Below are 15,400 nucleotides of genomic sequence, written 5' to 3' on the forward strand. Positions count from 1 at the left end.
GGAGGCGGGTGTCAGGCGGCCCAGGTGTCGGTGAGCTGCGTCGCGATCTCGATGTCGTTGAGGAAGTCGACTTCGGCCCAGTCCATGCCTTCGATCGAGACCGTACCGACCTTGCCGGTGGGCGCGATCGAATCGATGACCTTGAGGTACCAGTGCTGCACGCCCTCGGGGGTGCGCATCGCCTGGCGCACGGTCTCGCGGAACAGGTCCGCGCCTTCGCCGCGGAAGGCGAGGAAGCCGATCGATTCGGAATTGGACTGCTCGGCGGTGAGCGTCTTGCCGATATGGACGAGGCGGCCGTCCGCCTCGCGTTCCACTTTCATGTCGTCGCTGTCGTAGCCTTCGGCCTTCACGTCGACGGTGACGGTGATAGGCCAGGGATTGCCATCCTTGTCCTGCCCGCCTTGCTGCACCTTGCGCACGATCTCCTCGGAGATCAGCGTGTCGCCGTTGAGGATCAGGAAGTCGCCGCGCATCGCCTCGCGGGCGATCCAGCACGAGCCGAGATTGTCGGCCACCTTGTAGAACGGATTGAAGCGCACGGTGATCTCGACGCGCGGATCGGAAATCGCGTTGAGGTGATCCTCGAGCATGTCGGTCATGAAGCCGGTCACGACGTCGATCCGCTTCACGCCGCCGCGCGCCAGCATCTCGACCTGCCATTCGATCAGCGACTTGCCGGAGAAGTCGATGAGGCACTTGGGCCGTTCGGCGGTCAGCGGAAGCAGGCGCGAGCCCTGGCCGGCGCTGAGAAGGATGGCATGTTCGATCATGGGTTTCGGACGCAATATGGTTGGGGGGAAGCCGCGGCCTCTAGCGGTTGCCGCGCGAAAGGGAAAGCCCAAGTCGGGCAACCTGCACCGCGGCCGGGCGCAAGAGCGCGCGTGAAACCTTGCAAGTGAAAGCCCCCTCGTCCAAATGCACCGCAATGTCCGCCAAACGTGACCGCCAAGAGAATGTTTCTCCCCTTGGGCGGATACTGCAAAACACTGCCTGGCTGCTCGGCGGCAAGGGATTCGGGGCCATCTGCGGCCTTGCTTACCTTGCCATCCTCACGCGTACCCTGGGCCTGAAGGACTTCGGCCACTTCTCGCTCATTTTCGGAACGGCGCAGGCGCTGATCGCGCTGGCCGGCTTCCAGACCTGGCGTGTCGTCGTGCGCTACGGCAGCGAGCACGTCCATGCCGAGGAGTGGGACAAGTTCGGCCGGCTCGGCATGCTGTGCGGCATGCTCGATGCTGCAGGCGCCGTGCTCGGCTGCGCACTCGCCGGGGTGGTGATCTACGGCTTTGCCCATATCCTCGATCTCAACCCCAACTACATCGATCTGGCCTTCTGGTTCTGCTGCGCGTCGCTGTGGGCGCTGGTTTCGGCGCCGACGGGGATCGTGCGCGCGCTGCACCGCTTCGACATGGCGGTCTATGTCGAGGCCGTGGTGCCGACCGGGCGGCTGCTTGCGGCGCTGACGATCTGGATGACCGGGCCGAGCGTCGGGCGTTTCCTCTTCGCCTGGGCCGCCATCGATATTCTCGAGGCCATTCTCTACTGGGCCATGGCGCGGCGGCTCTGTCCGCAGGCGGTGCGCCTAGCCAACCTCGGCAAGTGGCGCCTCGCGTTGAAGGAAAACCCGGGCGTCACGCACTTCTTCCTGGTTACCTATGCCGGGGCGACGATCGACGCGACGATGAAGAACGGGCCGCTGCTGGTCGTCGGTGGCTGGGTCGGCACGCGTGCCGCCGGTCTCTACCGGCTCGCTTCGCAGATCTCGCAGTCGCTGAGCAAGCTTTCGACGCTGCTGACGCGTTCGGTCTATGCCGAAGTGGCGCGCGTGCGGGTCACGTCCGAGCTGGCCGAGTTCCGCAAGCTCGCGCTGCAGACGAGCATGATCGCCGGGCTTGCCGGCCTCGTCGTGGTGGGCATTGCGCTGGTGGCCGGCAAGCAGCTTCTCGGCCTGATCGGCGGCGATGCCTTCGAAGGCGGCGCGGCCATCCTCGTGCCGCTCGCCATTGCCGCCAGCTTCGATCTTGCCAGTGTCGCGTTCGAGCCGGTGCTGCACTCGACCGGCCGGGCGCGGCTGTCGCTGACGGCAAGGCTGATCGCGGTTGCCGCGCTTGGTATCGGGCTGGTGCTGTTCATTCCCATCGGCCCGAGCGGCGCGGCCTGGGCGGTCGCGATGGCCGGCTTCGTCTCCTACCTGGCGATGGGCGTGATGGCCTGGCGCACGCTGCAGAAGATCAAGCGCGAGGAAATCGTTCCGGTACAGGAGGAAGGCGGCTCGACAGAGGCTTGAGGGCGTCTATCATGCTGGCCATGTCCCAGCCCCTCATTGCCGAAGCCGCCGCCATTTCGGATCGCATCGTGGCGCTCCGCCGCGCGATCCATGCCGAACCCGAACTCGGCCTGCACACCCCCAAGACGCGCGACAAGGTCCGCGAAGCCTTGGCGCACCTGCCGCTCGAATGGCGCGAAGGGCCTTCCACCACGGGGCTCGTCGCCACGCTGAAGGGCGGTGCCGGTGACGGCCCCTGCGTGCTGCTGCGCGGCGACATGGATGCGCTGCCGATGCCCGAGGAAACTGGGCTCGACTTCGCCTCGAAGGTCCCCGGCACCATGCATGCCTGCGGTCACGATGCGCATACCGCGATGCTGGCGGGCGCCGCCGAGATCCTTGCGCGGCAGGCCGACACCCTGAAGGGTGAAGTGCGCTTCATGTTCCAGCCGGGCGAAGAGGGCTACCATGGCGCGCGCTTCATGTTGGAAGACGGGGTGCTGGGCGGCGAAGGCTTCGACCGGCCGCTGCCCGATGCGGCCTTTGCGCTCCACGTCATGCCCAACGCCCCGCACGGCCTTGTCGGCGGGCGCACCGGCGCGCTGCTGGCGGCAGCCGACCAGTTGCACATCACCGTGACCGGCCGCGGCGGCCATGCCTCGATGCCGCACGACACGCTCGATCCGGTGCCGGTCGCCTGCGAGATGGTAAGCGCTATCCAGACCATAGTCGCCCGCCGCTTCAGCGTGTTCGATCCGGTGGTGGTGACGATCTCGAAGATCGAGGCGGGTACGGCGCACAACGTCATCCCCGATACCGCGAACATGCTCGGCACCATGCGCACGCTGTCGCCCGCGAACCGGGCTCGGCTGCGCGAGGAACTGCCGCTGCTCGTGGCCGGGATCGCCGGTGCGCATGGCCTGACCGCCGAAGTGAACATCATCGAGGGCTTCCCGGTCACGCTCTGCGATGCCGGGGCGGTCGATTTCGGCGAAAAGGTGGCGCGCGACATGTTCGGCGAAGAGGCATTCCTTCGCCTTGCCGATCCGATCATGGGGGCGGAGGATTTCGCCTATGTCCTCGAAAAGGTGCCGGGCGCGATGTTCTTCCTTGGGGTCAGCCACGAAGGCGACGACTGGGCCCATTGCTGCGGCATTCACTCGACCAGGATGATGGTCGATGAAAGCGTGATGCCGCAGGGCGCGGCCTATCTCGCAGGGCTTGCGGCCGCGTTTCTCGAGCGCGGCTGGGGCTGATCCTCCGCCCGGAAGGCCGGGCCTATTGTCGAAACTGCTGCACCTGTTGTGCTTGCAAACGCCCGGTCGCTCTGCTCCCCTTTCGGGCAAAGAGGATCCGGGAGAGGGCATGGACAGGCTGGAACGCCTCGAAGCGATCGAGGAGATTCGCAATCTCAAGGCGCGCTATTTCCGTCTCATGGACACCAAGCGGTGGGCCGAACTGGAAGGCGTGTTCACCACCGACATGAAAGTTGTCACGCCGGACGGGCGCGTCTGGCTCGAAGGCGGTGCGGCTTATGCGCAGAGTCTCAGGTCTTCGCTGGAAAAGGCCGTTTCCTGTCATCAAGGGCTGACCGGCGAGATCGAGGTTCACGACGAGCACAATGCCTCGGCCATCTGGGCGATGCAGGATGTGATCGTCTGGGACACGGCCCACCCGCGCGAGGGCTGGAAGTCCATTCTCGGCCGCGGCCACTACCATGAAACCTACCGCTTGGAGGATGGCGCCTGGCGCATTGCCACGCTGACGCTCACCCGGCTCAGCCTCGACATCGAATGGCCCGAAGGAAAGACCCTGCAATGACCGACCTGAGCTTCGCCGACCACTTCGGGGCGGGACGCGACGACAATCCCTACTGGAACGAGAGCGTATGGTTCTCGCTCTCGATTCCCGAACGGCACATCCACGGGATGATCCAGTACTACTTCCGCCCAAACATGGGCATGCTCAATGGCGGACCGGTGCTGTGGGATCCCTCGGGCACGTACCAGTGGAACTGCCTCCACTATCAGTGGAGCCACCTGCAGGCGATGCCCGCGGACGTGCGCGGCAAGTTCGACATGCAGGCGCGCAATTCGCTGTCGTGCCGGATGATCGAGCCGCTGGCGAAGTACAAGATCGACTATGACAAGGACGGCCTGACGCTGGACCTGACGTGGACCGCGATCGGTCCGCTGCATGAGTTGAAGACCGGCAACGCCGGGCAGGCCGCGACGGCTAAATTCCACATCGAGCAGCCGGGCCGCATGAAAGGCACCATGGTGCGCCATGGCGAGACGTTCGCGATCGACTGCTTCTCGATGCGCGATACCTCCTATGGCGCGCGCGAATACGAATCGCTGGCGTGCGGCGGGTACTTCTGGGGCATTGCGCAGGACAGCGCCTTCCACGCCATAGCCATGGGCGAGGGACGCGAGGCGCGCTCGATCGGCGGCTTCATCTGGAAGGACGGCGAGATGGCCAGCCTGATCTCGGGCCGCCGCGAAGTGCTGGAATGGGGCGAGTTCGGCCCTGCCAGGGTGCTCTGGGAAGCGAAGGATCAGCTCGGGCGCAGCATGGAGGCGACCGGGTGGATCGATCCGGGCCTCGTCTTCACCGGCTATACCGACCATACCGTGGTCTGGTCGCTCGTCCGCTGGGATTGGGACGGCGTCGAGCACTGGGGCGACAACCAGGAATTCTCGCCCGCCGAACGCTTCCGCCGCATCGCGCGCGGCGAGATTGCACTGGGGAGCGAGGCATGAGCCGGTTGGGCCAGATCGTCGTCGTCAACGGCACCTCCGGCTCGGGCAAGTCGACGACCTGCGAGCTGTTCCAGAAACGGCAGGACGACTACTGGCTGCTCTACGGGATCGACCATTTCACCGCGAACACGCTGCCGGCGAAGTTCGGCCATCATGGTCCGCGCGCGAGCGAGGGGATCGAGGCAGTGCCGGTCGATCCTGCCGATCCCGACGGACCGCTTCGCTGGCGTTTCGGCCCCAAGGGCACGGCGGCCTTCGCGGCCATGCACGAATGGATGGCGGCCAGTGCGCGGCAGGGTCTCAACGTGGTGTTCGATCACCTGCTGATGAGCGACCCGCCGGTCCTGCAGGACCTCGTGCGCCGCACCGAGGGGCTGCCGGTGCTGCTCGTCACGCTCAAACCGCCCTTCGACGTGCTCGAACGTCGCGTGGCCGAGCGGCGCATGGACAAGAAGATCCCCGTCGATCTGCTCGGCGAGGATGCCGTGAAGAAGATTATCGACCGCCTCACGCGCTTGCGGCCCTGGTTCTACGAGGAAGTGTACCGCAACGAGCTGGCCGACCTGACCATCGACACTTCGGTCCATGACCCGGAAGAAGTCTGTGCGATGATCGAGGAGCGGCTGGCCAAGGGGCCCGGCACGGCGTTCGACGAGTTGCGCCGCCTCCACGCCGCCGCCTGAGCCGGGCGGACACAAAGAAGGGGCGGGACATCGCTGTGACGGCCCGCCCCTGTCTTTTGCGTTCGAAGAAAGCTTACCAGGCCGTCGGCTTGAGCGTCAGGCGCAGGAACACTTCGCGGCCCCGATCCGGGATACAGGCCAGCTCGTCGACACCGGCGGCGTTGCGCTTGTCCAGACCGGTCAGCGGCGAGAGGAAGATCTGCCCTGTCGCACCCGAGAAGTTGGTGCAGTTGCCGGCGGTGTACTTGTTGAAGATGTTGTTGCCGATCAGCGCGATGCTCCAGGCTTCGTTCTGTGCGCCGAAGTTGAGGTGCGCGTTGAACTTGGCGAAGCCCTCCTGGTAGAAATCGGGGCGGTTCTTGCCGAGGTCGGTGAGGAACTTCGACGAGTACTGCACGTTGCCACCGATCCCCAGCCGGAAGTCGCGTCCCACGTCTGTGCTGTAATCGAGCCCGGCATTGATCGACCAGTTCGGCGCCTTGGGGAGCGGCAATCCGGCAAGGTTCTGCGAGGAATAGCGGATGAAATCGCCCGTGCTTTGATCGACCACGTAATTGCCCGCGGCGATCTCGCCGGGATCGGTGACGACGTACGGCAACTGGTCGCAGCCATCCTGGATCCGCTGTCCGCCCCAGCAGGGCGCATTGGGGAAGTCGGTGAAGCGGGCGTGGTTCCAGTTGACGCTGAGGGTGGCGGTCAGTCCGTCCAGCGACGGCGGACGATAGGTCAGGTCGAAATCGACGCCATAAACCTTGGACTTGCCGGCATTGATCGTGTGGATTTGCGGAATGCCGCCGGCGGCCACTTCGTTGGCGCCGACCTGCAGATCGCTGTATTTGTAGTAGTAGAACGCGGTGTTCACCAGCAGTGACCGGTCGGCAAGGCGCGCCTTTACACCCACTTCGCCGCCGCGGACGCGTTCGTCACCGAAAGAGTTGTCCTGCCCCGGATAGGGCGGTGCGGTCATGATGAAAGAGCCCGACTTGTAGCCCTGCTTGAGCGCGCCGAAGATCGTGAGATCGTCGGTAGGCGTGTAGGTGATCGTGAGTTCGGGCGACCAGTTCTTCGACCGCAGCGTCGGGTTGGCCAGCGAGATCGGCGTTGGCGTTGCGTAGAGTCCGCTCAGCGAAGAGGCATCGTCATGCCGCTTTTCGTCGGTGTAGCGCACACCTGCGGCGATCTCGAGTGTTTCGACCGGCTTGTAGCGCAGCTGTCCGAATACCGATTTCGCCTTGATGCTGACGTCGTTGATGCCCGCTGCCAGCGTTGTGTAGGCAGGGTTGATGAAATAGGCGAGGTTGCCGCCGACGTAGACGCGGTTGCTGACGTTCGCGTCCTGGTAGAACCCGCCGAGCAGGAAGTTCAACGGCGTGTTGAAATCCGACTGGATGCGGATTTCCTGGGTGAAATCGCGGCGCTTGAAGTGGTTGTCGGCGATCAGCGAGGGACCGGCATAACCGGAATTGACGCCGTTGAGCAGGCCATCGACCACGGTATGATAATACCCGGTGGTAGAATCGATGCTGATCCCCGAATCGAAATTGTACTGCAGTTCGAGCGTTCCGAAGTTGGTCTTGTACTTCATGAACGGCACGCCGTTGTTGCGTACCCCCGGAAACGCTGCGGGATCGAGATTGACCACGTAAAGGGTGCGGTCCACCTTGCAGTCGTCGGCCGGGTTGATGAAGGGAATGCCCGCGGGCGCGCCGTTGCCGTCGGGGCAACTGCCGATCGGCGCGCTGCCGCCGGTGATGTCCTTCTGCGTCGTGTTCATCTTCAGGCGCGCGCTGAAGTTGTAGATCGGCTTCCACACCACTGTGCCGCGCACGATGTATTCCTCGCCGCCGTTGTAGCGCGTGCTCGAGGGCGTGACGGCACCGGTTCCGGGCAGCGCCGTGGCCTTGTTGATGAAGTAGCCGTCTTCCTTCTGGTACATGCTGGCCACGCGAATGCCGAGCGTATCGCCCAGGGGCGCCGACATGATCAATTCGCCGCGTTTCTGACGGGCCTCGAACCCGTAGCTGGCGCGCGCGATGAGCTCGACCTCGTCGCCCGGATCGGCCGTATGCACCGCGATGACCCCGCCGGGGCTGTTCTTGCCGTAGAACAGCGCCTGGGGGCCCTTGAGCACCTCGACCTGAGCCATGTCGAAGAAACCGACAGAGTAGCTGGCGCCTTGCGTGAGCTGGAGGCCGTCGATGTTGAGCGAAACCGACTGGTCTACGCCGGCATCGAGCGAACTGGTGCCCACGCCGCGCAGGGAAATTTGTGCCCCGACGGTGAGCACGTTGTTGCCGATCTGCAGGCCCGTCACCTGCTGGGTGATGTTGTCGATACTGGTGACCTGCCGGTTCTCCAGAATTTCCGGTGTGATCACGGTTTCGACGACAGGCACTTTCAACACCGATTCCTGCCGCTTGCGGGCCGTAACGATGATATCGCCGTTCTCGATCCGGGGGCTGTCGTTCGACGCCTGGGCATGGACCGGGTTTGCGCTGATGATTGCGCCGACGGATGCGGCGGCCAGCAGAACGCACTTGTGCATGTATTTCTCTCCCCTCCACTGTATATCTTTCACGCCGTCCACGAAGGGAACGGAATGAAGTCAAAGGCTTGGATCTTTCGGCCAGCTCTATGACGAGGCATCTGTCTAGCGCATCTTTCGCTCGGTCGATTTTCCGTGCGGGCAACACGCGTTGACTTGCGGTGCGCAGATGGCGCCTATTGCGTGCAGGATCACGTCGGGGATCAGGCCGGGATAGGGCCTTGGAATGCAGGAAATTCCGGCCATGATCGGATGCATGGATTACTGGCAATTCTGGGTCGATCGCGGCGGCACGTTCACAGATGTCGTGGCGCGCGCGCCTGACGGGCACTTCGAACGGTTGAAGCTGCTGAGCGAGGATCCCGGCCGCTACGACGATGCCGCAGTGGAAGCGATGCGGCGCCTGACCGGTGTACGCGATGGCGACCTGCCGGCGGGCGAGTTGCGTCTGGGAACGACGGTTGCCACCAATGCCCTGCTTGAAGGCAAGGGCGAGCCTGTGCTGCTGGCGGTCACGCGCGGGTTCGGCGATGCCCTGCGCATCGGCACCCAGGAGCGGCCCGATATCTTTGCGCGCCATATCGTCCTGCCCGATCCCGTTTACGCCGGGGTTCTGGAGATAGACGAGCGCCTCGGAGCTGACGGAACCATCCATCAGCCCCTTGACGAAGCATCCGCGCGCGCAGGTTTGCAGAGCGCGTTCGACAGAGGGCTGCGAGCCGTCGCGGTGGTGCTGATGCACGGCTATCGCCATGCCGCGCATGAGGAGCGGCTGGCGCGGATCGCGCGCGAGATCGGGTTCACGCAGGTCTCGGTCAGCCACGAAGTGGCGCCGCTGATCAAGCTGATCGCGCGCGGTGACACGACGGTGGTGGATGCCAATCTCTCGCCCGTGCTGGGCCGCTATGTCGCTGGGTTGGAAGCGGGGCTGGGGCCGCGCGTCGATGCGCTCTACATGCAGTCGAGCGGGGGGCTGGCGACGGGCGAAGCCTTTCGCGGGAAGGATGCGATCCTCTCGGGTCCGGCCGGCGGTATCGTCGGCATGGCGGCGGTGGCGAAGGAAGCCGGCTTCGATCATGTGATCGGCTTCGACATGGGCGGCACCTCCACCGACGTTTCGCACTATGCCGGGCAGTACGAGCGCGACAGCGAAACCCGCGTGGCCGGTGCCCGCGTGCGCACCCCGATGATGCGGATCGAGACGGTGGCGGCGGGCGGCGGTTCGATCTGCCATTTCGACGGCGCGCGCTTCCTCGTCGGGCCCGAAAGTGCGGGCGCGGTGCCGGGGCCGGCCTGCTACCGGCGCGGCGGGCCGCTGGCGGTGACCGACTGCAATCTGCTGCTCGGCAAGCTGCGCCCCGCGCACTTCCCGCATGTCTTCGGTCCTCAGGGTGACGAGCCGCTTTCGCTGGAAGCTGCGCGCGAGCGGATGGATGCCGTCTTGGCCGATGTCCACGAAGCGACCGGCCGTGAGATGACGCGCGAGGAAGCGGCGGAAGGCTTCCTCGAAATCGCCGTCGCCAACATGGCCAATGCGATCAAGACCGTCTCGCTGCGGCGCGGCCATGACGTTACCCGCGCCGCACTGGTGACTTTCGGTGGCGCGGGCGGACAGCACGCATGCAAGGTGGCTGATGCCCTCGGGGTGACGACTGTGCTGTGCCATCCGCTGGCCTCGGTGCTCTCGGCCTACGGCATGGGACTGGCGGACCGGCGCCTGCTCCGGCAGCAGACCCTTGCAGTGCCGCTCGATGCGCAGGGAATGGCGCCCATCGAGGCGGCCGTTGCCGATCTCGGCGCCACTGCGCGTGAAGGACTGGAAGCGCAGGGCCTCGCTCCGGATGCCATCCGCACCGAAGCCACGCTCGCCATTCGCCCCAAGGGCAGCGACAATGCCGTCGATGTACCGGTGGGCACGCTGGAAGACATGCGGGCAGGCTTTCGCGACGGCTGGCAGCACCGCTTCGGGTTCGGCGCTGGCGACGACCTGATTGCCGAAACCCTGCGGGTCGAAGCCATTGCCGGCGGGCACGCAGGCGGCGGTGCTACACTGGCGCTGCCGCAGGATTCCGCGCCGCCTGCGGAAACCGCGACGATCTGGACTGACGGCGCGGCGCACGATGTCCCGCTCTATTTGCGCGAAGGGCTGGCCGAGGGCTTCACGGCGCCGGGCCCCCTGCTGGTGGTCGATGACGTTTCGACCACGGTCGTCGAACCCGGCTGGTCGGTACGCGTCGATGCCATCGGCAATCTCGTGCTCACGCGCGAGGCGCAGCAGGCGCTAGCCGTTGATACCAGCACGGAATGCGACCCGGTGCGGCTGGAGATCATGAGCGCGCTGTTCATGGCGATTGCCGAGGAAATGGGCGCGGCGCTGCAGTTCAGCGCCAGCTCGGTAAACATCCGCGAGCGCCTCGACTTTTCCTGCGCCGTGTTCGACCGCGACGGCCATCTCGTCGCCAATGCGCCGCACATGCCGGTGCACCTCGGTTCGATGGGTGAGAGCGTGCGCACCGTGCTGGAGCGGCGCAGTGACGACGGGCGCGGCATGCTGCCCGGCGATGCCTATGTGCTCAATGCGCCCTACGACGGCGGCACGCACCTGCCCGACATAACCGTGGTCATGCCCGTCTTTGCGGAGGGCGACGAGACGGCCCCGGCGTGGTTCGTCGCCGCACGCGGGCATCATGCCGATGTCGGTGGGATCAGTCCCGGCTCGATGCCGCCCGACAGCCGCACACTGGATGAGGAAGGCGTGCTGCTCGACAATGTGCTGTTGGTGGATCGGGGTACGTTGCAGGAGGACGCGATCCGCGACCTGCTGGCTTCCGGCCCTTATCCCTCGCGCAATGCCGAGCAGAATCTTGCCGATCTGCGCGCCCAGATCGCATCCTGCGCGCGCGGCGCTTCCGAACTGCGCCGGATCGCCGGGGAGCAGGGCAGGGCGGTGGTCGATGCCTATATGGCGCATGCACAGGTCAACGCGGAGAACGCGGTGCGCGCGCTGATCGACCGGCTGTCGGAAGGCCGGTTCACCGTGCCGATGGACAACGGCGCAGAAATCCACGTTGCCGTGACCATCGACCGAGAGGCGCGCGGGGCGACCATCGACTTCACCGGCACCAGCGCGCAGCTTCCCGACAACTTCAATGCGCCGCTGCCGGTGGTGCGGGCGGCGGTGCTCTATGTCGTGCGCAGCCTGCTCGACGATGCCGTGCCGATGAACGAGGGCTGCCTGCGGCCGATCACGCTGGTGGTCCCCGAAGGCTCCATGCTGCACCCTAGGGCACCGGCAGCCGTGGTCGCCGGCAATGTCGAGACCAGCCAGGCGATCACCGATGCGCTGTTTGCCGCCTTCGGGGCCATGGCCGCCTCGCAGGGGACGATGAACAATTTCACCTTCGGCGATGCCACGCGCCAGTACTACGAGACGATCGCGGGCGGCTCGGGCGCGGGGCCGGATTTCGACGGCACCAGCGTGGTCCAGACGCACATGACCAACAGCCGTCTGACCGATCCCGAAGTGCTGGAGACCAATTTTCCGGTGCTGCTGGAAGAATTTGCGATCCGGCGCGGGTCGGGTGGTGCGGGTGCGCATCATGGGGGGGACGGGGCGGTGCGCCGGGTTCGGTTCCTCGAGCCGATGCGGGCCGGCATCCTTGCCAACCGCCGCAGATTCGCGCCGTTCGGGCTGGCCGGCGGCGCGGATGGCGCGCCGGGGCGCAACCGGATCGAGCGGGCAGGCGGATCGGTCGATGAGTTGGGCGCGACGGCGTCGTTTAGCCTCTCGGCGGGCGATGTCGTCGTGATCGAGACGCCGGGGGGCGGGGGATATGGGGCGGCCTGAGCCACATCCGTTCATGTCGAGCGAAGTCGAGACACGCTAACCCAGCGCTGACGTGTCTCGACTTCGCTCGACATGAACGGTGCCTATGCACGTTCCGTCATCCCAGCGCAGGCTGGGATCGCTGGCAGCGTGGCGCGAGGTCGATAGCGGTCCCAGCCTGCGCTGGGATGACGAGCGAGCGAGGCTTACGCCTTTACGTCCGCCCATTCCGGATGCTTCTTGAACGCGGCGACGACGTAGCTGCACACCGGGCCGATCTTGAAGTCGTTCTCGCGCGCATCGGCAACCATCGCTTCCACCAGCCTTGCGGCAACGCCGCGACCGCCGATGACGGGCGGCACCAGCGTGTGCTCGGCATAGTGAACCCCGCCGCGGTCGGCCCAGGTCAGACGGCCGATCGCGTCGCTGTCCGCCACGTGGGCATGGTATTCGCCGGAGGGTCCGTTTTCGTGCTTGGTGATTGTCACGCCGACCATGGGCTTCTCCTCGATACGTTCCAATGCTTGACGACGGGCGCGCCGCCTCGCAGGGGCATATGGTCATGCAATTCCTCTCCGACAACGCCGCCGCCGTTCATCCCGCCGTCTGGAAGGCGATGATGGCCGCCGACGCCGCCGATGCGCCCTATGACAACGACGCGCTGAGCCGCGAGCTCGACTCGGCGTTCTCGGCGCTGCTCGGCCGCGAGTGCGCTGCGCTGTGGGTGGCGACGGGCACAGCGGCGAACTGCCTGGCGCTCGCCTCGATGGCACAGCCGCACGGCGGCGTGGTCTGCCACCGCGAGGCGCATATCGAGATGGACGAGGCCGGCGCCCCCGGCTTCTATCTTCACGGGGCCAAGCTGCTGCTGGCCGATGGAGCAAGCGCAAAGGTCACGCCCGAATCCGTGGCCGCGGTGATCGATCCCATTCGCGACGACGTGCATCAGGTCCAGCCCCATGCCCTGTCGATCACGCAGGCCAGCGAATACGGCTGCGTCTACCGGCCGCGCGAAGTGGCCGAGCTGGCAACTCTGGCGAGAGAGCGCGGCCTCGGCTTCCACATGGACGGCGCGCGTTTCGCCAATGCTGTGGCTTTCCTCGACTGCGCGCCGGGCGAGGCCTGCGCCGGCGTCGATGCGCTCAGCTTCGGGTTCGTGAAAAACGGCGGGCTGGGGGCCGAGGCGATCGTGTTCTTCGATCCCGAGGCTGCGCGGATGATCCGCTATCGCCGCAAGCGGGCCGGGCACCTCCAGTCGAAGGGCCGTTTCCTCGCCGCGCAGATCCTCGCCATGCTCGAGAACGACGTGTGGCTGAGCAACGCCCGCGCCGCCAATGCCGCGGCGACCGAGATTGCACGCGCCGCCGGAGACCGCCTGCTGCATCCGGTCGAGGCGAACGAAGTGTTCCTGTCGTGCACCATTGCCGAGCGCGAGGCGCTGCGCACGCAGGGCTTCGGCTTCTACGACTGGGGCACGGACGCGGCGCGGCTAGTGACGGCCTGGAATGCGCAGGACGAGCATGTTTCGGCGCTGGCGCAGGCCATCGCAGGCTTGTGAGCCGGGTACGATGAGCGGGGTTGCCGCGCCTTCCATGCTGCGACCGGCGGTGGCGCTGCCGTTTCTGCTGGTCTGCCTGATCTGGGGCTCGACCTGGTGGGTGATCACCGGGCAGATCGGCGACGTGCCGGCAAGCTGGTCGGTCGCCTGGCGCTTTGTCCTGGCGACGCCGGCGATGTTCGCGGTGGCGCTGGCGATGGGCAGGAGTCTGAATCTGGGGGCGGCGGGGCAGAAGCTCGCCTTCTTCGTCGGCGTGACCCAGTTCTGCGGCAACTACAACTTCGTCTACCGGGCGGAACTGCACCTGACCTCGGGTATCGTCGCGGTCATGATCGGGCTGATGCTCGTGCCCAATACCATTCTCGGGCGCTTTCTGCTCAATCAGGTCATCACCCGGCGCTTTGCCTTCGGCAGCGTCATCGCGATTGCCGGGATCGCCTTGCTCCTGCTGCACGAGGCGCGCGAGGCGCCGGTGCAGGGCAAGGTTTTCCTCGGCGTCGGGTTTGCACTGATCGCGATGCTCTGCGCCTCGGTATCCAACGTGATGCAGGCGAACGAGGTCGGGCAGCGGCTGCCGATGGTGAGCCTGCTGGCCTGGGCGATGCTCTACGGCACGATCTGCAATGTCATGATCGCCTGGTTTACAGCGGGGCCGCCGGTCGTGCCTGCGAGCCTCGACTACTGGCTCGGCACCGGATACCTCGCGCTGTTCGGCTCGGTAGTGACGTTCCCGCTCTATTACACGCTGATTCGCCAGCTCGGCGCTGGCAAGGCAGCGTACAACGGCGTGGCCGTGGTCGTGATCGCGATGCTGTTTTCGACCGTGCTCGAAGGCTACCGCTGGACGCCGGTTGCGGTGTCGGGGGCGCTGCTTTCCATGGTCGGGCTCATCGTCGCCCTCAGCGCGCGCAGGCCTGCCGCGTAGTCGGGATAGCGTGGCTGCCATTGCAGCACGCGCCTGGCCTTGCCGTTGGCGACGCGGCGGTTCTCGGCATAGAAGCCACGCGCCATCGGCGAGAGCCCGGCTTCGTCGAGCGTCTGCAGCGGCGGCGGGGTCACGCCGAGCAGGCGACAGGCTTCCTCCACGACATGGTTCTGCGGGCAGGGCAGATTGTCCGCGAGGTTGTAGGCGCCCGCCGGCGCCTGAAGCCCCGCGATCACCCCGGCGGCAATGTCCTCCACATGCACGCGACTGAATACCTGACCGGGCAGGTCTATCCGGTGGGCCTTGCCCGCCTGCACGCGCTCCAGCATCGAGCGGCCGGGGCCGTAGATGCCGGGAAGGCGATAAACGCGCGCGCCGAGCGCCAGCCATGCCGCGTCGGCCTCGCTGCGCGCCGTGCGGCGGCCGGTGCCGGTGGGCGAACTTTCATCGACCCAGGCGCCGCCGGCATCGCCATAGACCCCGGTCGAGGAGAGATAGGACAGCGCCTTGCCTTTCAGCGCCTCGCCGTAGCGGTCGAGCACCGGATCGAGCGGTTCGCCGCGCGATTCCTTTCCCGGCGGCACCGAAGACAGCACATGGTCGGCATCCGCCAATGCGAGGCGCACTGACCCTTCGTCATCGAACGAGAGCGTGCCGTCGCTGCCGGTCGAGACGACTTCCCAGCCGAGCGATTCGAGATGCGATGCGATGACCTTGGCGGTGTAGCCGAGGCCGAAGATGAATAGGCGGGACATGGGGAAGGGTGATAGCGATCCCCGCCCGTTCGTGTCGAGCGCAGTCGAGACACGCCGGCGCTACCGTGACTACGCAC

12 protein-coding genes are annotated in these 15,400 nt (G+C 66.0%); 8 read left to right on the forward strand and 4 right to left on the reverse strand.

The features are described from left to right. Positions 1-11: 11 nt before the first annotated feature. Positions 12-773: a phosphocholine cytidylyltransferase family protein gene (locus tag LK12_RS05575; RefSeq protein WP_039280603.1), complete on the reverse strand. Its 762-nt coding sequence runs from the start codon at positions 771-773 to the stop codon at positions 12-14. Positions 774-928: 155 nt separating this feature from the next. On the opposite strand from LK12_RS05575, the gene LK12_RS05580 reads away from it, so the two are divergent. From LK12_RS05580 to LK12_RS05600, 5 genes are all read left to right on the forward strand, one after another. Continuing rightward, positions 929-2,290, forward strand: coding sequence for a lipopolysaccharide biosynthesis protein (locus LK12_RS05580; protein ID WP_039280604.1), 1,362 nt, complete (start codon positions 929-931; stop codon positions 2,288-2,290). Between the two features lie 20 nt (positions 2,291-2,310). Beyond that, positions 2,311-3,525, forward strand: coding sequence for a M20 metallopeptidase family protein (locus LK12_RS05585; RefSeq protein ID WP_039281502.1), 1,215 nt, complete (start codon positions 2,311-2,313; stop codon positions 3,523-3,525). Between the two features lie 109 nt (positions 3,526-3,634). Next, positions 3,635-4,090 (forward strand): nuclear transport factor 2 family protein, encoded by a 456-nt coding sequence (locus tag LK12_RS05590; protein WP_039280606.1) that lies wholly within the window; start codon positions 3,635-3,637, stop codon positions 4,088-4,090. Next, positions 4,087-5,031: a DUF7065 domain-containing protein gene (locus LK12_RS05595; RefSeq protein WP_039280608.1), complete on the forward strand. Its 945-nt coding sequence runs from the start codon at positions 4,087-4,089 to the stop codon at positions 5,029-5,031. Before LK12_RS05590 ends, LK12_RS05595 begins: the two co-directional genes overlap by 4 nt. Beyond that, on the forward strand, positions 5,028-5,714 hold the full coding sequence (locus LK12_RS05600; protein ID WP_039280609.1) for a phosphotransferase-like protein: 687 nt from the start codon (positions 5,028-5,030) through the stop codon (positions 5,712-5,714). The genes LK12_RS05595 and LK12_RS05600 overlap by 4 nt, the downstream gene beginning before the upstream one ends. Positions 5,715-5,787: 73 nt before the next feature. Here LK12_RS05600 and LK12_RS05605 read toward each other — a convergent pair whose 3' ends face one another. Then, positions 5,788-8,259 carry a TonB-dependent receptor gene (locus LK12_RS05605; protein ID WP_039280611.1) on the reverse strand — a complete coding sequence of 824 codons (2,472 nt, stop codon included), beginning with the start codon at positions 8,257-8,259 and terminating at the stop codon, positions 5,788-5,790. Positions 8,260-8,503: 244 nt separating this feature from the next. On the opposite strand from LK12_RS05605, the gene LK12_RS05610 reads away from it, so the two are divergent. Beyond that, the gene (locus LK12_RS05610; RefSeq protein ID WP_082010415.1) at positions 8,504-12,106 is read left to right on the forward strand and encodes a hydantoinase B/oxoprolinase family protein; all 3,603 of its coding nucleotides are present in this window, start codon (positions 8,504-8,506) and stop codon (positions 12,104-12,106) included. Between the two features lie 185 nt (positions 12,107-12,291). Here LK12_RS05610 and LK12_RS05615 read toward each other — a convergent pair whose 3' ends face one another. After that, entirely contained in the window at positions 12,292-12,582 is a 291-nt protein-coding gene (locus LK12_RS05615) for a GNAT family N-acetyltransferase (RefSeq protein ID WP_039280613.1), read from the reverse strand. Positions 12,583-12,647: 65 nt separating this feature from the next. On the opposite strand from LK12_RS05615, the gene LK12_RS05620 reads away from it, so the two are divergent. Together LK12_RS05620 and LK12_RS05625 are read left to right on the forward strand one after the other, a co-directional pair. Then, the gene (locus LK12_RS05620; RefSeq protein WP_039281508.1) at positions 12,648-13,643 is read left to right on the forward strand and encodes a threonine aldolase family protein; all 996 of its coding nucleotides are present in this window, start codon (positions 12,648-12,650) and stop codon (positions 13,641-13,643) included. A gap of 10 nt (positions 13,644-13,653) precedes the next feature. Continuing rightward, the gene (locus LK12_RS05625) at positions 13,654-14,568 is read left to right on the forward strand and encodes a DMT family transporter (protein WP_039280615.1); all 915 of its coding nucleotides are present in this window, start codon (positions 13,654-13,656) and stop codon (positions 14,566-14,568) included. On the opposite strand, the gene LK12_RS05630 is transcribed toward LK12_RS05625, so the two are convergent. Next, positions 14,478-15,323, reverse strand: coding sequence for a Rossmann-fold NAD(P)-binding domain-containing protein (locus LK12_RS05630; RefSeq protein WP_039280617.1), 846 nt, complete (start codon positions 15,321-15,323; stop codon positions 14,478-14,480). The two genes, LK12_RS05625 and LK12_RS05630, sit on opposite strands and share 91 nt — an antisense overlap. Positions 15,324-15,400: the final 77 nt, after the last annotated feature.

Origin of the sequence: Novosphingobium malaysiense (assembly GCF_000802225.1) — a bacterium.
GTDB classification, from domain to species: domain Bacteria; phylum Pseudomonadota; class Alphaproteobacteria; order Sphingomonadales; family Sphingomonadaceae; genus Novosphingobium; species Novosphingobium malaysiense.

Coding starts and splice junctions, on each gene's coding strand:
- LK12_RS05575 (WP_039280603.1), bottom strand. CDS start 773: ATGATCGAACATGCCATCCTTCTCAGCGCCGGCCAGGGCTCGCGCCTG.
- LK12_RS05580 (WP_039280604.1), top strand. CDS start 929: ATGTCCGCCAAACGTGACCGCCAAGAGAATGTTTCTCCCCTTGGGCGG.
- LK12_RS05585 (WP_039281502.1), top strand. CDS start 2,311: ATGTCCCAGCCCCTCATTGCCGAAGCCGCCGCCATTTCGGATCGCATC.
- LK12_RS05590 (WP_039280606.1), top strand. CDS start 3,635: ATGGACAGGCTGGAACGCCTCGAAGCGATCGAGGAGATTCGCAATCTC.
- LK12_RS05595 (WP_039280608.1), top strand. CDS start 4,087: ATGACCGACCTGAGCTTCGCCGACCACTTCGGGGCGGGACGCGACGAC.
- LK12_RS05600 (WP_039280609.1), top strand. CDS start 5,028: ATGAGCCGGTTGGGCCAGATCGTCGTCGTCAACGGCACCTCCGGCTCG.
- LK12_RS05605 (WP_039280611.1), bottom strand. CDS start 8,259: ATGCACAAGTGCGTTCTGCTGGCCGCCGCATCCGTCGGCGCAATCATC.
- LK12_RS05610 (WP_082010415.1), top strand. CDS start 8,504: ATGATCGGATGCATGGATTACTGGCAATTCTGGGTCGATCGCGGCGGC.
- LK12_RS05615 (WP_039280613.1), bottom strand. CDS start 12,582: ATGGTCGGCGTGACAATCACCAAGCACGAAAACGGACCCTCCGGCGAA.
- LK12_RS05620 (WP_039281508.1), top strand. CDS start 12,648: ATGCAATTCCTCTCCGACAACGCCGCCGCCGTTCATCCCGCCGTCTGG.
- LK12_RS05625 (WP_039280615.1), top strand. CDS start 13,654: ATGAGCGGGGTTGCCGCGCCTTCCATGCTGCGACCGGCGGTGGCGCTG.
- LK12_RS05630 (WP_039280617.1), bottom strand. CDS start 15,323: ATGTCCCGCCTATTCATCTTCGGCCTCGGCTACACCGCCAAGGTCATC.